We start from the raw sequence: 21,320 nt of genomic DNA on the forward strand, positions 1-21,320 counted from the left end.
GGTGGAGATCCGGCGGGCCACCACGGTGGCGGAGCTGCTCGCGGCGGCGCACCTGTACGACGCGCCGCCCCGCGAGGACTGGGCGGCGGCCTTCCTCGCCGCCCCCGGCCATGTGCTGCTCATCGCCTACGCGCCCGACGGCACCCCGGCCGGCTTCGTCTCCGGCATCGAGATGCACCACCCGGACAAGGGCGTGGAGCTGTGCCTGTACGAGCTCTCCGTCGACGAGGCCCATCGCCGCCGCGGCATCGGCCGCGCCCTCACCGAGGCGCTCGCGGCGGAGGCCCGGGCGCGGGGCTGTTACGGCATGTGGGTGGGCGTGGACACGGACAACGAGCCCGCGCTGCGGACGTACGCGGCGGCGGGCGCGGTGGACGAGGGCGTGTTCACGATGCGGGGCTGGTCGTTTCCCCGGTCCTGACGGGGAGCACCCGGTCGAGGAGCCCGTCCGGCACGGGGTACGGCCGCTCCTGCGGCAGCAGCCGCCCGGCCTCCGCCAGGCGCCCCTCCCGTACGAGCCCGTGGATCTCGTGGGCGAGCGGCGTCACGTCCCGGATCGCGACCGTCCACTCGTCGGCGTACCGCCGCGACGCCTCCCCGGCGAGCCCGAGCTGCAGCGACCGGTGGCCGAGCGCGCTCAGGTGCAGGTCCCGCTCGGGATCCCACTGCACCCGGGCCGGTGCGCGCTTCAACTCCCGCTGCCAGTCGGCCCGGTCGGTGTGGAGGCCGCGCACGTAGTGGGAGAGGGCGGCGTTCCGCAACGCCCACTCGAAGCCGTCCCGCCGGATCTCGACGGCGAGCACGACCTCCTGCCCCTCCTTCAGCCCCCAGCCGCAGCGGTACATCATCCACAGGAACGACGGCTTGATCCAGGTCATCCGGTCCCGCTTCCACTCCGCCGGAAAGCGTCCGTCACGGGCGGCCGGAAGGCCGATCTCCGGGCGGTAGGCCTGGTACACGGTCACCGTCGAGTCGGTGTGCAGGGCGCGGATCTGATGCTTCGGCGGAACGGACATGCCCCCAGGGTGCGCGCGACCACATCCCCGGGGCCACCGGTTTACCTCCCCCGCCGGCCCGGGTGGGCAGCCGTCCGCCGGGGTGCCTGCGGTGGCGGAGAGCGGCCCACGGCGCTGGGATGGGTCTGGCGGGCGGGCGGCCCGCCCGTGCCATGGACGTCCCCTCACTCGGATCACTCGGATCACTCGGACCCACTCGGAGGAACTCCTCATGCAAGCCATCACCGTCAAGGACCGCGACGCCGGTGTCGGCGGCCTGACCCTCTCCGAGCTGCCCCACCCGCACGCCGCCGAGAACGACGTCATCGTGCGGGTCCACGCCGCCGGATTCACCCCGGGTGAGCTGACCTGGCCCGCCACCTGGACCGACCGGGCGGGTCGCGACCGGACCCCGAGCGTGCCCGGCCACGAGCTGTCCGGCGTGGTCACCGGGCTCGGCTACGGCACCACCGGGCTGACGGTCGGGCAGCGGGTGTTCGGGCTCGCCGACTGGGCGCGCGACGGGTCACTGGCCGAGTACGTCGCGGTCGAGGCCCGCAACCTCGCCCCGCTCCCTGCCGATGTCGACCACGTCACGGCCGCCGCGCTGCCGATCTCCGGGCTCACCGCCTGGCAGGCCCTGTTCGACCACGGCCGGCTGCGCACCGGCCAGAGCGTGCTCGTCCACGGCGCGGCGGGCGGCGTCGGGTCGCTCGCGGTGCAGCTGGCCCGCGAGGCCGGCGCCCGGGTGATCGGCACCGGCCGGGCGGCCGACCGCGACACCGCCCTCGGCCTGGGCGTGGACGCCTTCGTCGACCTCCAGGCCGACAGGCTGGAGGGCATCGGCGAGGTGGACGTGGTGTTCGACGTGATCGGCGGCGAGATCCTCGAACGCTCCGCCGCGCTTGTCCGCCCCGGCGGCACCCTGGTCACCATCGCCGAGCCGGTGACCGTCCGCCCCCGCGACGCCCACGCCGTCTTCTTCGTCGTCGAACCGGACCGGACCCGCCTGTCGCAGCTCGCCCAGCGGGTGCGCGACGGGCGCCTCAAGCCGCTCGTCGGCGCCGTCCACCCACTCGCCGAGGCGCCCGCCGCCTTCACCCCGGCCAAGCGCACGCCCGGCAGGACGATCATCCGCGTCGCCGAGGACTGAGCCCCCGGCCACAAGGCCCCCAAGCGCGAACGCGCCTGGGGGCCACCTGAGTGGCGATCAGTGGTTGCGCGGGAAGCCCAGGTCGACGCCGGCCGGGGCGTCGGAGGGGTCCGGCCAGCGGGTGGTGACGACCTTGCCGCGGGTGTAGAAGTGCACGCCGTCGTTGCCGTAGATGTGGTGGTCGCCGAAGAGCGAGTCCTTCCAGCCGCCGAAGGAGTGGTAGCCCACCGGGACCGGGATCGGCACGTTGACGCCGACCATGCCGGCCTCGATCTCCAGCTGGAAGCGGCGGGCGGCGCCGCCGTCGCGGGTGAAGATGGCGACGCCGTTGCCGAACGGCGAGGCGTTGATGAGGGCGACGCCCTCCTCGTAGGTCTCGGTGCGCAGGACGCAGAGGACCGGGCCGAAGATCTCGTCCTGGTAGGCCTTGGCCGAGGTCGGGACGTGGTCGAGGAGGGAGAGGCCGATCCAGTGGCCGTTCTCGTGGCCGTCGACCGTGTAGCCGGTGCCGTCGAGGACGACCTCGCAGCCCTCGTCCGCCGCGCCGTGCACGTAGGAGGCGACCTTGTCGCGGTGGACGGCGGTGATGAGCGGACCCATCTCGGAGGTCGGGTCGTTGCCGGGGCCGATCTTGATCTTCTCGGCGCGCTCGCGGATCTTCTCGACGAGCTGGTCGCCGATGGAGCCGACCGCGACGACCGCGGAGATCGCCATGCAGCGCTCGCCGGCGGAGCCGTAGGCGGCGCTCACCGCCGCGTCGGCGGCCGCGTCGAGGTCGGCGTCCGGGAGAACCAGCATGTGGTTCTTGGCGCCGCCGAGCGCCTGGACGCGCTTGCCGTTGGCGGAGGCGGTGGTGTGGATGTAGCGGGCGATCGGGGTCGAGCCGACGAAAGAGACCGCGGAGACGTCCGGGTGCTCCAGGAGCCGGTCCACGGCCACCTTGTCGCCGTGCACGACGTTGAAGACGCCGTCCGGCAGGCCCGCCTCGGCGAGCAGCTCGGCGATCTTCAGGGAGGCCGACGGGTCCTTCTCGCTCGGCTTGAGGATGAAGGTGTTACCGCAGGCGATGGCCAGCGGGAACATCCACATCGGCACCATCGCCGGGAAGTTGAACGGGGTGATGCCGGCGACCACGCCGACCGGCTGGCGGATGGCGGCCACGTCGACCCGGTTGGAGACCTGGGTGGACAGCTCGCCCTTGAGCTGGGTGGTGATGCCGCAGGCCAGGTCGACGATCTCCAGGCCGCGGGCGACCTCGCCGAGCGCGTCGGAGTGCACCTTGCCGTGCTCGGCGGTGATCAGCTCGGCGATCGCGTCGCGGTTGGCGTCGAGCAGCGCGCGGAAGCGGAACAGGATCGTGGTGCGCTGGGCCAGCGAGGAGGTGCCCCAGGTGGCGTACGCGGCCTTGGCGGCGGCGACCGCCGTGTCGACCTCGTCGGCGGAGGCGAGCGCGACCTGCGTGGTGACGGCGCCGGTGGCCGGGTCGGTGACCGGGCCCCAGTTGCCCGACGTGCCCTCGACGCTCTTGCCACCGATCCAGTGGTTGACGGTCTTCGTCATGACGGAATGCTCCTTCTGGCTGCTACAGGTGGCGGCGTCGGGCGGTGACGTGCCGGTCGTACTCCTCGCGGGCCTTGACCGCCGACGGGCGGGTCGAAATCGCGGCCACGGGCACATCCCACCACGCCTGGGCGGGGGGCGGGCCCGACACACTGTCGTCCGTTTCGGTCTCCACGTAGACACATGTGGGAACCGTGGCCTGCCGGGCGTCCGCGAGGGCTTCCCGCAGGTCACGTACGGTACGGGCGCGCCGCACCCGCAGGCCGAGCGAGGCGGCGTTGGCGGCGAGGTCGACGGGCAGGGGCGGCCCGGTGAAGCCGCCGTCCTCCGCGCGGAAGCGGTAGCCGGTGCCGAAGCGCTCGGCGCCCACCGCCTCCGACAGGCCGCCGATCGACGCGTAGCCGTGGTTGTCGAGGATCACCAGCTTGATCGGCAGTCCCTCCTGCACGGCGGTGACGATTTCGGTGGGGTTCATCAGATACGTACCGTCGCCGACCAGCGCCCACACCGGCCGGCCGGGCGCGGCGAGCGAGACGCCGACGGCCGCCGGGATCTCGTATCCCATGCAGGAGTAGCCGTATTCGACGTGGTACTGGTCGACGGAACGGGTCCGCCACAGCTTGTGGAGGTCGCCGGGGAGTGAGCCGGCCGCGTTGATCAGGATGTCGTCCCCGGTGACCAGGGTGTCGAGTACGCCGAGGACCTGCGCCTGGGTGGGGCGGGCGCGCGGGTCGGACGCGGCGTAGGCGGCGTCGGTACGGGCCTCCCAGCGCAGCTTCTCCTCCGCGTACTCGTGCACGTAGTGCTCGGTGACATGGTGCTGCTCAAGGAGACCGTGGAGTTGCTCCAGGCCCTCGCGGGCGTCCGCGACCAGGGGGAGCGCCGCCATGCGGTGGCTGTCGACGGCGGCGATGTTGAGGTTGACGAACCGCACGGCGGGGTGGCCGAACAGGGTCGAGGACGCGGTGGTGAAGTCGCTCCAGCGGGTGCCGACCCCGATCACCACGTCGGCGGTACGGGCCAGGTGGTCGGCGACGGCGGTGCCGGTGTGGCCGATGCCGCCCACGTCCTGGGGGTGGCCGTGGGGCAGCGCGCCCTTGCCGGCCTGGGTGGAGGCGACCGGGATGCCGGTCCGTGCGGCGAAGTCGGAGAGCGACTCCTCGGCCCCGCTGTACTTGACGCCGCCGCCCGCGACGATCAGCGGGCGGGCGGCCCGGCCGATCGCCTCCGCCGCCGCGTCCAGTTCGCCCTCGTCCGGTGACGGGCGGCGCACCCGCCAGGTCCGCTCGGCGAAGAACGCCTCGGGCCAGTCGTACGCCTCGGTCTGCACGTCCTGCGGGAGCGCGAGGGTGACGGCGCCGGTCTCGGCGGGGTCGGTGAGGACCCGGATCGCTTCGAGGGCGGCCGGGATCAGCGCCTCGGGGCGGACGATCCGGTCGAAGTACCTCGACACCGGGCGCAGACAGTCGTTGACGGAGACGTCGCCGGCGTACGGGACCTGGAGCTGCTGGAGCACGGGGTCGGCGGGGCGAGTGGCGAACGTGTCGCCGGGCAGCAGGAGGACCGGGATCCGGTTGATCGTGGCGAGCGCGGCGCCGGTGACGAGGTTGGTGGCGCCGGGGCCGATGGAGGTGGTGACGGCGTGGATCCGGAGCCGCCGGGACTGGCGGGCGTAGCCGACGGCCGCGTGCACCATGGCCTGTTCGTTGCGCCCCTGGTGGTACGGCATGAGGTCGGCGTGCTCGACGAGCGCCTGGCCGATCCCGGCGACGTTGCCGTGGCCGAAGATGCCCCAGGTGGCGGTGACGAGCCGCTGCCGCACGCCGTCGCGCTCGGTGTGCTGGGCGGCGAGGAAGCGCACCAGGGCCTGGGCGACGGTCAGCCGGGTCACTTGTATCCCTCCGTGTGGTCGGGGTGGAAGCTGATCCGCCACTCCCGCTCGGGGCCGGGTCCGGCCATGACGTTGAGGTAGTAGAGCGGGTGCCCGGGCTGGGCGATCGACGGGCCGTGCCAGCCGTCGGGGACGAGGACGGCGTCGCCGGTGCGGACCTCGGCGAGCAGCTCGGCGCCGCCGGGGCGGGAGGGGGTGATCCGCTGGTAGGCGTAGCCGGGCGGGGCGTGGTGCGGGGTGCCGGGCGGGGCTGCGGGTGGCGCGGACACCTCGTAGTAGTAGATCTCCTCCAGGACGGACTCCGTGCCCGGGCGGTGCTCGTCGTGCTTGTGCGGCGGGTAGGAGGACCAGTTGCCGCCGGGGGTGATCACCTCGACGGCGATCAGCCGGTCGCAGGGGAAGACGTTCGCCGCGGCGAAGTTGCGCACCTCGCGGGTGCGGTTGCCGCTGCCCCGGGTCTCGACGGGAACCTCCGGCGCGGAGCCGTAGCGTGCGGGGAGTCGTCGCTCGCACTTCGCTCCTGCCAAAGCGAAGCGGCCTCCCGCACCGGAGGCGATCTGGGCGTGGGCGTCCCTGGGTACGTAGGCGAAGTCCGAGACCCCGTCGAACGGGCTGTCGCGGCCCACGAGTTCGAGGATTTCCCCGTCGACGCGCACCGTACCGCCCCCGGCCAGCGGAAGCACCACCCATTCGCTGTTCCCCGTCTCGAACTCGTGGGTCCCGCCGGGCGGCAGATCGAGCACCCGCAGCGAGCTGTGCGTCCAGCCGGCCCGCTCGGGGTCGATGTCGACGTCGTACGGGCCGCGGGCGGCCGAGCCGGCGGGGAGATGGAGGGCGAGCGTGGAGTCCATGGTCATGTCCCTACCCGCCGGGGCGCCCCGTCATCGGGGGTGCTCCGGGATCGAGGCGTCGCCGGTGGCGAGGGCCAGGTCGATCTCCTCGGCGTACGGCATGGCGGGCGAGCAGGCGAGCCGGCCGGCCACGATCGCGCCCGCCGCGTTGGCCCGGCGCAGCAGCAGTTCCAGGTCGAGGCCGGCGAGCAGTCCCTGGGCGAGCGCGCCGCCGAAGGCGTCGCCGGCGCCGAGGCCGTTGACCACCTCGACCGGCAGCGGCGGGACCTCGGCGGTGGTGCCGTCGGCGGCGAGCGCGAGGACGCCCTTGGGGCCCTGTTTGACGACGGCGAGCCGGACACCGGCGGCGAGCAGGGCGCGGGCGGCGGCGTACGGCTCGCGCTCGCCGGTGGCGACCTCGCACTCGTCGAGGTTGCCGACGGCGACGGTCACGTGCCGCAGCGCCTCCGCGTACAGCGGGCCGGCCTCGCCGGGGGCGTCCCAGAGGGCGGGGCGCCAGTCGAGGTCGAGGACGGTGAACGCCCCGGGTCCGGCCGCGGCGGCCCGCTCGCGCAGCGCCGCGAGGGTCGCGGTGCGGCTGGGTTCGGCGCTCAGGCCGGTGCCGGTGACCCACAGCGCGCGGGCCGCCCGGAGTGCGTGGAGGTCCAGCTCGTGGGGGTGGATCTCCAGGTCGGGGGCCTTGGGGCGGCGGTAGAAGTGGATCGGGAAGTGGTCGGGCGGGAAGATCTCGCAGAAGGTGACCGGGGTGGGGTACGCGGCGACCTCGGTGACCCACCGCTCGTCCACCCGGAAGGCCCGGAGCTCGCGGCGCAGGTACTCCCCGAACGGGTCGGCCCCGGTCCGGCTGATCAGCGCGGTGCGGCAGCCGAGCCGCGCGGCGGCGACGGCCACATTGGCCGGGGAGCCGCCGAGGAACTTCCCGAAGCTCTCCACCCGGGCCAGCTCCACCCCGCTCTGCAACGGGTACAGGTCCACACCGAGGCGCCCCATCGTGATCAGGTCGTACGCGACCGGGTCCCGCCCGATCGGGTCGTCGGGGCGGCCGTCCCGCCGGTGCTCCGGTTCCGCCGTCATCGGCACGTCACCTCTCGCCTCGGCCCTGGTGGGCCCACGTCCTCAGGTCTATCCACGGCCCTGGGGCGTGTCAACGACAGGTCCTGCCATCCGGACGCGCCGCCGGACGTGCCCCCGGGCGCGACCGGGCGTGCCGCCGCACGTACTGCCCGACGCCGTCTTGACGCCCCCAGGAGTCCGCCCCAAGGTGGCATTCATGACGAATCCGTCACCTCGGCGGCCCGCGCCGCCCCCGTCAGCCTCCCCCCAGCCGTCGCGGATCAGAGTCGGTTCCGCCCCGGACTCGTGGGGGGTGTGGTTCCCCGACGATCCGCGGCAGGTGCCGTGGCAGCGGTTCCTGGACGAGGTGGCGGGCGCCGGCTACGGGTGGATCGAGCTCGGCCCGTACGGCTATCTGCCGACCGATCCGGGCCTGCTCGCCGAGGAGACGGGCAGCCGGGGGCTTCGGGTCTCGGCGGCGACCGTGTTCACCGGGCTCCACCACGGGCCGGCCGGGTGGGAGCGGACCTGGGCCCATGTCGCCGAGAACGCGGCGCTCGCCCAGGCCATGGGCGCGGAACATCTGGTGGTGATCCCCTCCTTCTGGCGGGACGACCGCACCGGCGAGGTCCTGGAGGACCGCACCCTCACGGCCGAACAGTGGCGGCAGCTGACCGGTCTGACCGAGCGCCTCGGCCATGAGGTGCGGGAGCGCTACGGGCTGCGGATCGTGGTCCATCCGCACGCCGACACCCACCTCGACACCGAGGAGAACGTCACCCGCTTCCTCGACGCCACCGACCCCGACCTGGTGGCGCTGTGCCTGGACACCGGGCACTACGCCTACTGCGGCGGCGACAGCGTGAAGCTGATCGAGACCTACGGCGAGCGGATCGGCTACCTCCACCTCAAGCAGGTCGACCCGGCGGTGCTCGCCCGGGTGGTGGCCGAGGAGCTGCCCTTCGGCCCGGCGGTGGCCCAGGGTGTGATGTGCGAGCCGCCGGCCGGGGTGCCGGCCCTGGAGCCGGTGCTCGACGCGGCGCGCGCCCTGGACGTGGACCTGTTCGCCATCGTCGAGCAGGACATGTACCCCTGCGAGCCCGACGCCCCCTACCCCATCGCGGAGCGCACCCGCCGCTTCCTCCGCTCCTGTGGCGTCTGATGATCGTGCGTCACTTTCGTCACGGCCGTCGCTCCTTCGTCACGCATGTCTCCGTTACGCGGGTTTTCCGTCACAGGCGTTCGACAGCCTCTCTCCTCCCGTCGGAAGGGGCCGTCGACCGGGCACAGGCTCAGTGATCACGCGTCACGAGTGATCACCAGTGACGTCCGGCAGCTCCCCCGACGGCGCCCCCGCCGCCCTGCCGGGCACGCAGGAGAGGTGCCACGCCATGACCGACAGAAGGCTCTGGTCGTACAAGGACATCGCCGCGCACATCAAGGTGCAGCCGGACACGGTCCGCTCCTACCGGAAGCACGGACTGCTGCCCGTGCCCGACCACGTGGAGTCGGGCAAGCCCTACTGGAGCCCGGACACCATCCGCGCCTGGGTCGCGAACCGGCCGGGGAACCGGAGCCGCCGGAACTGAGCCGCCGCCCCGAGGCCCCCGGGGCCCGCACCGCGCGGCCGCGCGGTGCGGGGCCGTCCGTCATCCGGCGACGGTCTCCTTCTCGGGCTCGCGGGCGGCGCCCGCCTCGGGGGCGGGCGCCCCGGGTATGCCGCCCTCGCTGATGCCGAAGCGGGCATGGAGCCGGCGCAGCGGCGCGGGCGCCCACCAGGTGAGGCGGCCGGTCAGCTTCATCACGGACGGAACGAGCAGGCTGCGCACCACCATGGCGTCCATGAGGACGGCGAGGGCCACGCCGAGGCCGAGCATCTTGGTGTTGGTGACCCGGCTGGTGCCGATGGCGACCATGACGACGGCCAGGATGACGGCCGCTGCGGTGATCAGCCCGCCGGTGCGGCGCAGTCCGTGCCGGACGGCGCCCTCGTGGTCGCCGGTGGCGTCGTACTCCTCCTTGATGCGGGAGAGCAGGAACACCCCGTAGTCCATGGAGAGTCCGAAGGCCACGCAGAACATGAGGACGGGCAGGGTGGTCTCGATGTCGCCGGTGGAGGTGAAGCCGAGGAGCCCGGCGAGGTGTCCCTCCTGGAAGACCCAGACGACGGCACCGAACATGGCGGTGAGGCTGAGGGCGTTGAGCACGACGGCCTGGAGCGGGACGACGACGCTGCCGGTGAGCAGGAAGACCAGGATCAGGGTGACGATCGCGACGATGGCGGCGGCCCAGGGCAGACGCTCGCCGATGGCGTCCTTGGAGTCGACCAGGACGGCCGCGGCGCCGGTGACGGAGGTCGCGAAGGGGGCTTCCTCGGCGCGCAGTTCGCCGACCACGCGCTGGGCTCCGGCGCCGACTCCCTCGCCCTCGGGGACGACGGTGTAGTACGCGTGGGTCCGCCCGCCGGCGCCCGCGGATTCGGCTGCACCGGCGGCACCTGCTGTGCCGGCGGTGACCGGCCCGTCGACCCGGGCGACGCCTTCGAGGGCCGCGATGCGGGTGCGGTAGTCCTCGTACTGGGCGGCGGTGGCCGGGCCCTCGGCGAGCACGGTGAGCGCGCCGCCGGGGTTGCCGGGGAAGCCCTCGCGGAGCTGGTCCTGCACGACGCGGGACTCGGCGGTGACGGGCAGCTGTCGGTCGTCGGCGGTGCCGAACTTCACGCCGAGGAACGGCAGTCCGAGCAGCACCAGGCCGGCGGCCGTGACGGCGGCGAACCACGGCGCCCGCCGCATCACGAGACCGGCCGCCCGCCCCCATCCGGCGCCCTCCGCCCGCCCGGCATCGGCGGTGCCCCGTCGCCGGAGGACCCGGCGCAGGTCCAGGGCGTTGACCCGGTCGCCGAGCAGCAGCAGCGCGGCGGGCAGCAGGATCAGGGCGGCCGCGGCGGCGAGCAGGACGACGGCGATGCCCGCGTAGGCGAAGGAGCGCAGGAAGTACTGCGGGAAGACCAGCATCGCGGCGAGCGAGACGGCGACGGTGAGGGCGGAGAAGAGCACGGTCCGTCCGGCGGTGCGCAGGGTGGTGGCCACGGCGGTGCGGGTGTCGGCGCCGCCGGCCAGCTCCTCGCGGAAGCGCCGGACCACGAACAGGGCGTAGTCGATGGCGAGTCCGAGGCCCAGGGCGGTGGTGAGGTTCTGGGCGAAGACGGAGACGTCGGTGAACTCGGTGATGCCGCGCAGCACGGCGTTGGTGCCGAGGATCGCGACGATGCCGATGCCGAGCGGCAGCACGGCGGCGACGGCGCTGCCGAACACCATGACGAGCAGGACGAGGGTGATCGGCAGGGCGATCATCTCCGCCCTGAGCAGGTCCTCCTGGATGATCGTCTGCATCTCGTGGCGGACGGCGAGCGGGCCGCCGACGGAGACCTCGACGGGTCCGTGGGTGCCGCGGAACTCGGGGGCGAGGCGCTGCAGGATCTCGCCGGCGGCCTTCTCCTCGCCGTCGATGCGGGCGGCGATCACGCCCTGCCGGCCGTCCTTCGAGCGCAGCGCCGGGGAGCCGGTCTGCCAGTAGGAGCCGACGCCGTCGACGCCCTCCTGGGCGTCGAGCCGCTCGGCGAGCCGGCGGGCCTCGGCGGCGACCGCGGGGGCGTCGACCCCGGCGGAGCCCGCGTCGACCAGGAGCAGCACATTGGGCTGGGAGGCGGGGAACTCCCGCTCGAGGACCTGTATGGCCCGGGTGGACTCGGCGTCCGGGTCCTCCCAGCCGCCGCTGCCCATCCGGTCGGCGACCCCGCCGCCGGCCAGCACCGCGAGCGCGGTGAGGACCAGCGCGACGAGCAGTGACAGCCGGGGCCGGGCCGTCACCAGTCGTGTCCAGCGGCCGGGCCCACCCCCTGTGGGCAGGGCTTTCTTGACTTCGGCCATGACGCGGTGTCCCCTTCACCGTGACCCGTGCGACGCGCGCAGGGGTCGCCCATTGCCATAGGCTGGCAAACACGAGACATCGCTCGCGTTTTTCAAGAATGCGAGCGACCTCTCGTGTTTGTCAAACGTGTTGAGGAGGCTGTGGACAGCCATGTCCGAGGACGAGGAGACCCCCGGGACCGCGCCCGAGGAAACGAAGCCGCGCCGGCGCCAGGCCCGCGGCGAACGCCGGATCGCCCAGCTGCTCCAGGCCGCCGCGGACGTCTTCTGCGCCAAGGGCTACACGGCGGCGAGCACCAACGCGATCGCCCGCGAGGCGAGCGTCTCGCCCGGCACGCTCTACCAGTACTTCCCGAACAAGGAGGCCATCGCCCTGGAGCTGGGCGACCGGCTGCTCTCCGAGATGCGGGCCGCCCATGGCCAGGCCTTCACCCCCGCGAACCTGGGGCTGCCGATCCCCCAGCTCGTGGACGCCGTCCTCGACCCGCTGATCGAGTTCAACTGCCAGCACCCGGTCTTCCTCGCGCTCATGCACGGCTCCGAGATCCCCGGCCGGATCGCCGAGGAGCACGACGCCCTGCACGCCTCGATGCTCGCCCGGGTCGGCGAGCTGATGGCCCACTACCTGCCCGGCACCGAACCCGCCCAGCGCGCCCGGATGGCCGACATGATCTTCGCCATCGTGAAGTCGGGGCTCGCGCTCGTGCTCGCCGCGCCCGAGGGGCCGGAGCGGGAGGCGGTGATCACCGAGCTGAAGACGGTCCTGCTGCGCTACCTCGCCCCGCCCCTCGCGGACCAGCGGCTCACCACGACTCCGAGCCCGTGATCCGCTCGGAGGCGGACTCGGACGCGGACTCGGGCTCGGACGCGGCCTCAGGCCTGGACGGGGACTCCGCGCCCGCCCGCAGTTCCAGCGCGAGCAGCGGGAAGACAAGGACCGACACCATGCCCGCCCCGACGAGCGCCGCCGCCTCGCCCGCCGTCAGCGTCTTGTCGTCCACGCCGATGGTGGTGATGGCGACGACCAGCGGCAGCGCCGTGGAGCCGTAGAGCACGAGCCCGCTCCGGTCGCGCCGGCCGAGGTCGCGCGGGGCCAGGAACCAGATCGGCCCGCCCCGCACCACCAGGAACAGCGCGAGGAAGAGCGGCAGGAGCAGCAGCGTACGGCCGCCGGAGAGCAGCGAGTCGAGGTCGAACTCGATGCCGGTGACGACGAAGAAGACGGGGACGAGGAAGCCGAAGCCGACCGCCTCGACCTTCTCCAGGATCCGCGGCCCGTACTCCGGGGCGGCCCCGGCGAGCAGCAGCCGGGTGATCATCCCGGCGGCGAAGGCGCCGAGCAGCACGTCCAGGCCGAGCGCCGTGGAGGCGCCCAGCATCACGGCGAGCAGCAGGAAGACGAAGCGGAGCGCGAACTGCCCGCTGCTGTCCAGGGTGCGCACGATGATGTCGGAGAACCACGGCCGGCGCGGCCGCATCGCCCAGAACACGGCGCCCGCGGTGAGCGCGGCGAAGACGGCGAGCAGGGCGGCCGACTCGGCGGGCCGGCGGCCGCTCAGGAGCAGCGCCATGGCGATGATCGGCCCGAACTCGCCCACCGCGCCGAAGGCCATGACGACCGAGCCGAAGCGCCCGTGCAGTCCGCCGGAGTCGCGCAGCACGGGCAGCACGGTGCCGAGCGCGGTGCTGGTGAGCGCGACCCCGATGAACACGCCCTTCGTGTAGCCGCCGCCGAGCAGCACGCCCGCCGCGAGGCCGAGGACCAGGGCGATGCCCCAGGCACTCAGGGAGCGCTTGAGGGTGTCGCCGCGGACCTTGTCGAACTCGATCTCGTACCCCGCGAGAAAGATCAGCATGGTGAGGCCGAGCTGCGAGAGCCCGTCGATGAGGGCGTCGGTCCTCGCCCAGTCCAGGACGTCGGGGCCGACGAGGATGCCGAGCAGGATCTCGAAGATGACGAGGGGCACGGGGAGCCGGCGGGCGGCCCCGTAGGCGAGCAGCGGCGCCAGGACGGCGATCGCCATGATCAGGATCAGCGTGGTCCCCGAATGCGACATACGGGGTGAATACCATAAGCTCCGGCCAATCACCGGGTACGCGGAGGAAAGTGAGGGTCCGGCGCGATCGAACCCTGCCCGAGCCCTCGCCCCGACCTCCACCCGGACCCCCGCTCGCATCCATACCCCCTAGGGGTACAGTGGGGGGTGAGTACACACCCCTCGAAGAGGAGAACGCCATGACCGCCGAGACCCGGACCGAACTCCCCCAGGCGACCGCCTCCTGCTGCTCCTCCACCGGCGGCTGTCAGGACGGCGCGGCGGACGCGGCCCAGGCCGACGGCATCACCACCGTCTACGAGGTCAAGGGCATGACCTGCGGCCACTGCGAGGGCGCGGTGTCGAGCGAGATCTCCGAGATCGCCGGCGTGGCCTCGGTCACCGCCGTCGCCGCCACCGGCAAGGTCACCGTCGTCTCCGCCGCCCCGCTCGACGAGGAGGCCGTCCGCGCCGCCGTCGACGAGGCCGGCTACGAGCTCGTCGGCCAGGCCTGACATCAGGGCCGGGACCACCGGCCCTCCGCAGCACCCCCGCAGGGTCGTACGGTGACTACGTACGGCCCTGCTCCTGTTGGGAACTCCATGGAACCGCTCACGACCTCCACCGTCACCGAGCTCACGATCGGCGGCATGACCTGCGCGTCCTGCGCCGCCCGGGTCGAGAAGAAGCTCAACCGGATGGAGGGCGTGACAGCGACCGTCAACTACGCCACCGAGAAGGCGCGCGTCGAACACGCTACGGACATCCCGGTCGCAGATCTGATCGCCACCGTCGTCAAGACCGGCTACACCGCCGAGGAGCCCCCGCCGCCCGAGCCGGAGCCCGGGCCGGAGCCGGAAACCGAAGCCGAAGGTTCCGAAGTCCGGGATCAGGAGGACCCCGAGCTCGCCTCGCTCCGCCAACGGCTCACCGTCTCCGCCGTCCTCTCCCTCCCCGTCGTCCTGCTCTCGATGGTCCCGGCCCTGCAGTTCGACAACTGGCAGTGGCTCTCGCTCACCCTCGCCGCCCCCGTCGTCGTCTGGGGCGGACTGCCCTTCCACCGGGCCACCTGGACCAATCTGCGGCACGGCGCCGCCACCATGGACACCCTGGTCTCGCTCGGCACCGTCGCCGCCTTCGGCTGGTCGCTGTGGGCGCTCTTCCTCGGCGACGCCGGGATGCCCGGCCTGCGCCACGACTTCGACCTCACCGTCTCCCGCGACCACGCCGCCTCCACCATCTATCTGGAGGTCGCCGCCGGCGTCATCACCTTCCTCCTGCTCGGCCGCTATCTGGAGGCCCGCGCCAAGCGGAAGGCCGGCGCGGCCCTGCACGCGCTGCTGCGGCTCGGTGCCAAGGACGTCGCCGTCCTACGGGGCGGGGCCGAGGTACGGGTCCCGGTCGGTGCGCTCGCGGTCGGCGACCGCTTCGTCGTACGCCCCGGGGAGAAGATCGCCACCGACGGCACCGTGACCGACGGCACCTCCGCCGTGGACGCCTCGATGCTCACCGGCGAGTCCGTGCCGGTCGACGTGGCGCCCGGCGACACCGTCACCGGCGGGTGCGTCAACGTCTCCGGCCGGCTGGTCGTCGAGGCCACCCGGGTCGGCGCCGACACCCAGCTGGCCCGGATGGCGAAGCTCGTCGAGGACGCCCAGAACGGCAAGGCCGAGGTGCAGCGGCTCGCCGACCGGATCTCCGCCGTCTTCGTGCCCGTGGTGCTGCTCATCGCGCTCGGCACCCTGGTCGGCTGGCTGCTCGTCACGAGCGACACCACGGCCGCCTTCACGGCCGCCGTCGCCGTGCTGATCATCGCCTGCCCGTGCGCGCTCGGCCTCGCCACCCCGACCGCGCTCATGGTCGGCACCGGGCGCGGCGCGCAGCTCGGCATCCTCATCAAGGGCCCGGAGGTCCTGGAGTCCACCCGCCGGGTCGACACGGTCGTCCTCGACAAGACCGGCACGGTCACCACCGGCCGGATGGAGCTGACCGGGGTGCATGTGTACGGGGGCGCCTACGGCGCCGACCGCACCGACGAGGCCGAGCTGCTGCGGCTCGCGGGCGCCCTGGAGCACTCCTCCGAGCACCCGGTCGCCCGCGCCGTCGCGGCCGGCGCCGCCGCGCGGGTCGGCGAGCTGCCCGTACCGAAGTCCTTCGAGAACGTCCCCGGCCTCGGCGTGCGCGGCTCGGTCGACGGACACCTGGTCCTGGTCGGGCGGGCCGCGCTGCTCGCCGCCGAGGAGATCGAGGTCCCGGACCGGGCCGCCCCCGGCGTGGTCCACGTGGCCTGGGACGGGCGGGCCCGGGGCACCCTGACGGTCGCCGACGCGGTCAAGGAGACCAGCGCCGAGGCGGTGGCCCGGCTGCGCGGCCTCGGGCTGCGGCCGGTGCTGCTCACCGGCGACACCCGGACGGTGGCCGAGCGGGTGGCGGCGGAGGTCGGCATCGACGAGGTGATCGCCGAGGTGCTGCCGCAGGACAAGGTCGAGGTGGTCAGGGGCCTTCAGGCCGAGGGCCGCACGGTGGCCATGGTCGGCGACGGCGTGAACGACGCGGCGGCCCTGGCCACGGCCGATCTGGGCCTGGCGATGGGCACCGGCACGGACGCCGCCATCGAGGCGAGCGACCTCACGCTCGTACGGGGCGATCTGCGGGTCGCGGCCGACGCGATCCGGCTCTCCCGGAGCACCCTCGCGACGATCAAGGGGAACCTGGGCTGGGCCTTCGGCTACAACGTGGCCGCGCTGCCGCTGGCGGCGGCGGGCCTTCTCAACCCGATGATCGCCGGGCTCGCGATGGCCTTCTCGTCGGTCTTCGTGGTGACCAACAGCCTGCGGCTGCGCCGCTTCCGCTGACCCCCCGGGGCCCCCGTACAGCGGGTGATCACGCGAATTCACCTACACGTGATGCACAGGACCTTCACAAAGAGATCTAGATCACAGATATTGGGGGGTAACCATCTGGGCTGTTCGCGAGTCTAAGTGGGCGATGCCAAGAACGTCTTGGGGGACGTTCACGGAGATGTCTTGGGGGACGTCTCCAGGCAAGCGCGGCCGGGGCACGTGCACCGGGGAGCTTTGAGCGGCCCTCCCGTACGTACGTTCCCCGGCAGACCGCGCGAGCAGACGCCCGGCCCGGATCCCGTGGGGGGAATCCGCACCGGGGATATGGGAAGCGCCCCGTTCGCCGACCCGTGGGGGGATCGGCGGCGGGGCGCTTCCGCTTACGACGCACTGACGACGCCGCACGTACGGCGTACCTACGGCGTCGTGGCCCGGGAGTCGGTCAGCGGGACTCGACCGGGACGAAGTCGCGCAGGACCTCGCCGGTGTAGATCTGGCGCGGGCGGCCGATGCGGGAACCCGGCTCCTTGATCATCTCGTGCCACTGGGCGATCCAGCCCGGGAGGCGGCCGAGGGCGAAGAGGACCGTGAACATCTCGGTCGGGAAGCCCATCGCGCGGTAGATGAGACCCGTGTAGAAGTCCACGTTCGGGTAGAGGTTGCGCGAGACGAAGTAGTCGTCGGAGAGCGCGTGCTCCTCCAGCTTGAGCGCGATGTCGAGCAGCTCGTCGGACTTGCCGAGGGCCGACAGGACGTCGTGCGCCGCCGCCTTGATGATCTTGGCGCGCGGGTCGAAGGACTTGTACACCCGGTGGCCGAAGCCCATCAGGCGGACGCCGTCCTCCTTGTTCTTCACCTTGCGGATGAAGGAGTCGACGTCGCCGCCGTTGGCCTGGATGCCCTCGAGCATCTCCAGGACGGACTGGTTGGCGCCACCGTGCAGGGGGCCCCACAGGGCCGAGATGCCGGCCGAGATCGAGGCGAACATGTTCGCCTGCGAGGAGCCGACCAGCCGGACGGTGGAGGTCGAACAGTTCTGCTCGTGGTCCGCGTGCAGGATCAGCAGCTTGTCGAGCGCCGAGACCACGACCGGGTCCAGGTCGTACTCCTGGGCCGGGACCGAGAAGGTCATGCGCAGGAAGTTCTCGACGTAGCCGAGGTCGTTACGCGGGTAGACGAACGGGTGACCGATCGACTTCTTGTACGCGTAGGCCGCGATCGTCGGCAGCTTGGCGAGCAGCCGGATCGTCGACAGGTGGCGCTGCTTCTCGTCGAACGGGTTGTGGCTGTCCTGGTAGAAGGTGGACAGCGCGGACACCACGGAGGACAGCATCGCCATCGGGTGGGCGTCCCGCGGGAAGCCGCGGAAGAAGTTCTTGACGTCCTCGTGGACCAGCGTGTGCTGGGTGATCTCGTTCTGGAAGACGGAGAGCTCGTCCGCCTTCGGCAGCTCGCCGTTGATCAGCAGGTACGCCACCTCCAGGAAGGTGGACTGCTCGGCCAGCTGCTCGATGGGGTAGCCGCGGTACCGCAGGATGCCCTGCTCACCATCGAGGTAGGTGATGGCGGATTTGTAGGCGGCGGTGTTGCCGTATCCGCTGTCCAGGGTGACCAGACCGGTCTGGGCTCGGAGCTTCCCGATGTCGAAGCCCTTGTCGCCGACGGTGCTCTCGACCACCGGGTAGGTGTATTCACCGTCCGCGTACCGCAGTACTACAGAGTTGTCGCTCACGTCATCCCTCACCGACGTAGTGCCTCTTCTTCGAGGTGCCCTGACTGTCTCTACCATCCCCCATTTGGCTGTGGAGAGTGCACTCGGGGTCGCTCATTGGGCCATTCGGCGGCACTCAGTGCCGCCAACCTGCTTATCCTGCCCCCTTCGCCCCGGTTCCGGTAGTCCTCCGTGATCTTTCACACGAGAGTGCCGCCTGCGAGCCGATGGGCGAGTGCGGTAAAGCGGCGCCCGGCCGAAACCGTGCGCACCGCCTGGGCGATCGCCTTGCGCGAGCCGACCAGGACCACGAGCTTCCGGGCGCGGGTGACGGCCGTGTAGAGCAGATTCCGCTGGAGCATCATCCAGGCGCTGGTGGTGACCGGAATCACCACCGCCGGATACTCGCTGCCCTGCGAGCGATGGATGGTCACAGCGTAGGCATGGGCCAGCTCGTCCAGCTCGTCGAAGTCGTACGGCACCTCCTCGTCCTCGTCGGTGCGCACGACGAGCCGCTGCTCGACGGGGTCGAGGGCGGTGACGACGCCCACGGTGCCGTTGAAGACGCCGTTGGCGCCCTTCTCGTAGTTGTTGCGGATCTGGGTGACCTTGTCGCCGACCCGGAAGACGCGGCCGCCGAAGCGCTTCTCCGGGAGGTCGGGGCGGGCCGGGGTGATCGTCTGCTGGAGCAGCCCGTTGAGCGAGCCGGCGCCGGCCGGGCCCCGGTGCATGGGGGCGAGGACCTGGACGTCCCGCCTCGGGTCGAGGCCGAATTTGGCGGGAATCCGGCGGGCGGCGACCTCCACCGCGACCCGGGCGGCGTCCTCGGTCTCCTCCTCGGCGAACAGGAAGAAGTCCGGCAGGCCGGTGGTGACGGGCTGCTCGCCCGCGTTGATCCGGTGTGCGTTGGTGACCACGCCGGACTGCTGGGCCTGGCGGAAGATCCGGGTGAGCCGGACCGCCGGGATCGGGCTGCCCGGGGCGAGCAGATCGCCGAGCACCTCGCCCGCGCCGACCGAGGGCAGCTGGTCCACGTCCCCGACGAGGAGCAGATGGGCCCCCGGGGCCACCGCCTTGACCAGCTTGTTGGCGAGCAGCAGGTCCAGCATCGAGGCCTCGTCGACCACGACCAGATCGGCGTCCAGCGGCTTGTCCCGGTCGTACGCGGCGTCGCCGCCGGGCTTCAGCTCCAGGAGCCGGTGCACGGTCGAGGCCTCGGCGCCGGTCAGCTCCGCGAGCCGCTTCGCGGCGCGGCCGGTGGGCGCGGCGAGCACCACCTTGGCCCGCTTGGCGCGGGCCAGCTCCACGATCGAGCGGACCGTGAAGGACTTGCCGCAGCCCGGTCCGCCGGTGAGGACCGCGACCTTACGGGTCAGGGCGAGGCGGACCGCCTCCTCCTGCTCCGGCGCGAGCGAGGCCCCGGTCCGCTCCGCCAGCCAGGCGAGGGCCCGGTCCCAGGCGACGTCCCGGAAGGCGGGCAGCCGGTCCTCCTCGGCGGTGAGCAGCCGGCGCAGCTGCCCGGCGAGGGACAGCTCGGCCCGGTGGAACGGCACCAGGAACACCCCGGTGACCGGCAGCCCCTCGGGGCCGGGCACCTTCTCCCGTACGACCCCCTCCGGGTCCTCGGCGAGCTCGCCGAGGCACTCGATGACCAGACCGGTGTCGACCTGGAGCAGCTTCACCGCGTCGGAGATCAGGCGCTCCTCGGGCAGGAAGCAGTGCCCCTGGTCGGTGGACTGCGACAGCGCATACTGCAGGCCCGCCCGCACCCGGTCCGGGCTGTCGTGGGGGATGCCGACGGCCTGGGCGATCCGGTCGGCGGTGAGGAAGCCGATGCCCCAGACGTCGGCGGCGAGCCGGTAGGGCTGGTTCTTCACGACGCCGATCGAGGAGTCCCCGTACTTCTTGTAGATCCGCACCGCGATGGAGGTGGACACCCCGACGCCCTGGAGGAAGACCATCACCTCCTTGATCGCCTTCTGCTCCTCCCAGGCGGCGCCGATCAGCCTCGTCCGCTTCGGCCCGAGCCCCGGCACCTCGATCAGGCGCTTCGGCGCGGTCTCGATGACGTCCAGGGTGTCGGTGCCGAAGTGGTCCACGATCCGCTCGGCGATGCGCGGCCCGATGCCCTTGATGAGGCCCGAGCCGAGATAGCGGCGGATGCCCTGGACGGTGGCGGGCAGCACCGTCGTGTAGTTCTCCACGGTGAACTGCCGCCCGTACTGCGGGTGCGAGCCCCACCGCCCCTGCATCCGCAGCGACTCCCCCGGCTGCGCCCCGAGCAGCGCCCCGACGACCGTCAGCAGGTCCCCGGACCCGCGCCCGGTGTCGACCCGGGCCACCGTGTACCCGGACTCCTCGTTGGCATAGGTGATCCGCTCCAGGACCCCTTCGAGCACCGCGAGACTGCGCACTTCGCTGGACATGACCCGAAGGTAGCGAAGCCCTCGGACAACCGGGGCGGGCCTGTGGACAACGCGGATGCGCGCACCTGTGGACAACGCCCGCCCTGCCCGGGACTCACACCGCCAGGAACGCCTCCAGCGTCTCCTCCAGGACCTCCACGCCGTCCCGCGCCCACAGGGCGTCGTTGAAGAGTTCGACCTCCACGGGGCCCGTGTAGCCCGCCTTCTCGACCAGGGCCGCCCAGGCGGGGAGGTCGATCGCGCCGGTGCCGAGCTGGCCGCGGCCGTTGAGGACGCCGGCCGGGAGGGGGGTGGTCCAGTCGGCGAGCTGGAAGGAGTGGATGCGGCCGGCCGCGCCCGCGCGGGCGACGGCGGCCGGGGCGCGGTCGTCCCACCAGAGGTGGTACGTGTCGACCGTGACGCCCACCTGGTCGGCCGGGAAGTGCTCGGCGATCTCCAGGGCCTGGTCCAGGGTGGAGACCGCGCACCGGTCGGAGGCGTACATGGGGTGGAGGGGCTCGATGGCCAGGCGGACGCCCTGCTCCCCCGCGTACGGGGCGAGCGCGCCGATCGCCTCGGTGATCCGGGCCCGGGCGGCGGGGAGGTCCGGGCAGGCCGGGGTGAGGCCGCCGGAGACCAGGACGAGGGTGTCGGTGCCGAGGACCGCGGCCTCGTCGATCGCCGCGCGGTTCTCCGCCTCCCAGCCGTCGCCGGTGAAGAATCCGCCCCGGCACAGCGTGGTGACGGCGAGCCCCGCGTCCCGCACCAGGGCCGCGGTCGCCTCGATGCCGTACTCCTGGACGGGTTCGCGCCACAGGCCCACGCCCGGGATCCCGAGCCGGACGCACTCCGCGACCAGGTCGGGAAGGGCGAGCTGCTTCACCGTCATCTGG

17 protein-coding genes are annotated in these 21,320 nt (G+C 72.6%); 7 read left to right on the forward strand and 10 right to left on the reverse strand.

The features are described 5' to 3' along the window. The first annotated feature begins 1 nt into the window (after nt 1). Nucleotides 2-421, forward strand: coding sequence for an N-acetyltransferase family protein (locus JAO84_RS12245; RefSeq protein ID WP_370412896.1), 420 nt, complete (start codon nt 2-4; stop codon nt 419-421). Here JAO84_RS12245 and JAO84_RS12250 read toward each other — a convergent pair. Continuing rightward, a complete protein-coding gene (locus JAO84_RS12250) occupies nt 387-1,016 on the reverse strand; it encodes a DUF4291 domain-containing protein (protein ID WP_370412897.1) in 630 nt (209 codons plus the stop codon). The genes JAO84_RS12245 and JAO84_RS12250 overlap by 35 nt on opposite strands. Before the next feature lie 211 nt (nt 1,017-1,227). On the opposite strand from JAO84_RS12250, the gene JAO84_RS12255 reads away from it, so the two are divergent. Continuing rightward, nucleotides 1,228-2,148, forward strand: a complete 921-nt coding sequence (locus JAO84_RS12255; RefSeq protein WP_370412898.1) for an NADP-dependent oxidoreductase — start codon at nt 1,228-1,230, stop codon at nt 2,146-2,148. Between the two features lie 57 nt (nt 2,149-2,205). Here the strand turns inward: JAO84_RS12255 and mmsA are convergent, their stop codons facing one another. From mmsA to iolC, 4 genes are read right to left on the reverse strand one after another with little or no spacing between them, the layout of a single operon-like run. Further along, nucleotides 2,206-3,708 carry a CoA-acylating methylmalonate-semialdehyde dehydrogenase gene (mmsA, locus tag JAO84_RS12260; protein ID WP_370412899.1) on the reverse strand — a complete coding sequence of 501 codons (1,503 nt, stop codon included), beginning with the start codon at nt 3,706-3,708 and terminating at the stop codon, nt 2,206-2,208. 22 nt (nt 3,709-3,730) lie between these two features. Further along, complete coding sequence (gene iolD / locus JAO84_RS12265) at nt 3,731-5,599, reverse strand: 3D-(3,5/4)-trihydroxycyclohexane-1,2-dione acylhydrolase (decyclizing) (RefSeq protein WP_370412900.1); 1,869 nt, start codon at nt 5,597-5,599, stop codon at nt 3,731-3,733. Next, entirely contained in the window at nt 5,596-6,450 is an 855-nt protein-coding gene (gene iolB, locus JAO84_RS12270; RefSeq protein WP_370412901.1) for a 5-deoxy-glucuronate isomerase, read from the reverse strand. Before iolB ends, iolD begins: the two co-directional genes overlap by 4 nt. Nucleotides 6,451-6,480: 30 nt before the next feature. Beyond that, the gene (gene iolC, locus JAO84_RS12275) at nt 6,481-7,440 is read right to left on the reverse strand and encodes a 5-dehydro-2-deoxygluconokinase (protein WP_370416734.1); all 960 of its coding nucleotides are present in this window, start codon (nt 7,438-7,440) and stop codon (nt 6,481-6,483) included. A gap of 280 nt (nt 7,441-7,720) precedes the next feature. Here iolC and JAO84_RS12280 point away from each other — a divergent pair, with 280 nt between their 5' ends. Next, nucleotides 7,721-8,665, forward strand: a complete 945-nt coding sequence (locus JAO84_RS12280; protein ID WP_370412902.1) for a sugar phosphate isomerase/epimerase family protein — start codon at nt 7,721-7,723, stop codon at nt 8,663-8,665. 229 nt (nt 8,666-8,894) lie between these two features. Continuing rightward, the gene (locus JAO84_RS12285; protein ID WP_370412903.1) at nt 8,895-9,092 is read left to right on the forward strand and encodes a helix-turn-helix transcriptional regulator; all 198 of its coding nucleotides are present in this window, start codon (nt 8,895-8,897) and stop codon (nt 9,090-9,092) included. A gap of 60 nt (nt 9,093-9,152) precedes the next feature. On the opposite strand, the gene JAO84_RS12290 is transcribed toward JAO84_RS12285, so the two are convergent. Then, entirely contained in the window at nt 9,153-11,432 is a 2,280-nt protein-coding gene (locus JAO84_RS12290) for an MMPL family transporter (protein WP_370412904.1), read from the reverse strand. A 151-nt stretch (nt 11,433-11,583) separates the two neighbouring features. Between JAO84_RS12290 and JAO84_RS12295 the strand changes: the two genes are divergently transcribed. Continuing rightward, nucleotides 11,584-12,258 carry a TetR/AcrR family transcriptional regulator gene (locus JAO84_RS12295; protein ID WP_370412905.1) on the forward strand — a complete coding sequence of 225 codons (675 nt, stop codon included), beginning with the start codon at nt 11,584-11,586 and terminating at the stop codon, nt 12,256-12,258. Here JAO84_RS12295 and JAO84_RS12300 read toward each other — a convergent pair. Then, nucleotides 12,236-13,489, reverse strand: a complete 1,254-nt coding sequence (locus JAO84_RS12300) for a cation:proton antiporter (RefSeq protein WP_370412906.1) — start codon at nt 13,487-13,489, stop codon at nt 12,236-12,238. The genes JAO84_RS12295 and JAO84_RS12300 overlap by 23 nt on opposite strands. 179 nt (nt 13,490-13,668) lie before the next feature. On the opposite strand from JAO84_RS12300, the gene JAO84_RS12305 reads away from it, so the two are divergent. Together JAO84_RS12305 and JAO84_RS12310 are read left to right on the forward strand one after the other, a co-directional pair. Further along, on the forward strand, nt 13,669-13,983 hold the full coding sequence (locus JAO84_RS12305) for a heavy-metal-associated domain-containing protein (RefSeq protein ID WP_370412907.1): 315 nt from the start codon (nt 13,669-13,671) through the stop codon (nt 13,981-13,983). An 87-nt stretch (nt 13,984-14,070) separates the two neighbouring features. Further along, nucleotides 14,071-16,323 carry a heavy metal translocating P-type ATPase gene (locus tag JAO84_RS12310; protein WP_370412908.1) on the forward strand — a complete coding sequence of 751 codons (2,253 nt, stop codon included), beginning with the start codon at nt 14,071-14,073 and terminating at the stop codon, nt 16,321-16,323. Nucleotides 16,324-16,753: 430 nt separating this feature from the next. Here the strand turns inward: JAO84_RS12310 and JAO84_RS12315 are convergent, their stop codons facing one another. The 3 genes from JAO84_RS12315 to JAO84_RS12325 all read right to left on the reverse strand — a co-directional run bounded on the left by JAO84_RS12315 (nt 16,754) and on the right by JAO84_RS12325 (nt 21,316). Next, on the reverse strand, nt 16,754-18,043 hold the full coding sequence (locus JAO84_RS12315; protein WP_265862607.1) for a citrate synthase: 1,290 nt from the start codon (nt 18,041-18,043) through the stop codon (nt 16,754-16,756). Between the two features lie 179 nt (nt 18,044-18,222). Continuing rightward, complete coding sequence (locus JAO84_RS12320) at nt 18,223-20,448, reverse strand: ATP-dependent RecD-like DNA helicase (protein WP_370412909.1); 2,226 nt, start codon at nt 20,446-20,448, stop codon at nt 18,223-18,225. A 94-nt stretch (nt 20,449-20,542) separates the two neighbouring features. Beyond that, nucleotides 20,543-21,316: a sugar phosphate isomerase/epimerase family protein gene (locus tag JAO84_RS12325; protein WP_370416735.1), complete on the reverse strand. Its 774-nt coding sequence runs from the start codon at nt 21,314-21,316 to the stop codon at nt 20,543-20,545. Nucleotides 21,317-21,320 lie beyond the last annotated feature (4 nt).

The sequence above is a fragment of the Streptomyces fradiae genome, assembly GCF_041270065.1.
GTDB lineage: Bacteria > Actinomycetota > Actinomycetes > Streptomycetales > Streptomycetaceae > Streptomyces.

Bases quoted from the DNA above. Each gene is read 5' to 3' on its own strand.
- JAO84_RS12250 (WP_370412897.1), bottom strand. From the start codon at position 1,016: ATGTCCGTTCCGCCGAAGCATCAGATCCGCGCCCTGCACACCGACTCG.
- JAO84_RS12255 (WP_370412898.1), top strand. From the start codon at position 1,228: ATGCAAGCCATCACCGTCAAGGACCGCGACGCCGGTGTCGGCGGCCTG.
- mmsA (WP_370412899.1), bottom strand. From the start codon at position 3,708: ATGACGAAGACCGTCAACCACTGGATCGGTGGCAAGAGCGTCGAGGGC.
- iolB (WP_370412901.1), bottom strand. From the start codon at position 6,450: ATGGACTCCACGCTCGCCCTCCATCTCCCCGCCGGCTCGGCCGCCCGC.
- iolC (WP_370416734.1), bottom strand. From the start codon at position 7,440: ATGGGGCGCCTCGGTGTGGACCTGTACCCGTTGCAGAGCGGGGTGGAG.
- JAO84_RS12280 (WP_370412902.1), top strand. From the start codon at position 7,721: ATGACGAATCCGTCACCTCGGCGGCCCGCGCCGCCCCCGTCAGCCTCC.
- JAO84_RS12285 (WP_370412903.1), top strand. From the start codon at position 8,895: ATGACCGACAGAAGGCTCTGGTCGTACAAGGACATCGCCGCGCACATC.
- JAO84_RS12290 (WP_370412904.1), bottom strand. From the start codon at position 11,432: ATGGCCGAAGTCAAGAAAGCCCTGCCCACAGGGGGTGGGCCCGGCCGC.
- JAO84_RS12295 (WP_370412905.1), top strand. From the start codon at position 11,584: ATGTCCGAGGACGAGGAGACCCCCGGGACCGCGCCCGAGGAAACGAAG.
- JAO84_RS12300 (WP_370412906.1), bottom strand. From the start codon at position 13,489: ATGTCGCATTCGGGGACCACGCTGATCCTGATCATGGCGATCGCCGTC.
- JAO84_RS12305 (WP_370412907.1), top strand. From the start codon at position 13,669: ATGACCGCCGAGACCCGGACCGAACTCCCCCAGGCGACCGCCTCCTGC.
- JAO84_RS12310 (WP_370412908.1), top strand. From the start codon at position 14,071: ATGGAACCGCTCACGACCTCCACCGTCACCGAGCTCACGATCGGCGGC.
- JAO84_RS12320 (WP_370412909.1), bottom strand. From the start codon at position 20,448: ATGTCCAGCGAAGTGCGCAGTCTCGCGGTGCTCGAAGGGGTCCTGGAG.
- JAO84_RS12325 (WP_370416735.1), bottom strand. From the start codon at position 21,316: ATGACGGTGAAGCAGCTCGCCCTTCCCGACCTGGTCGCGGAGTGCGTC.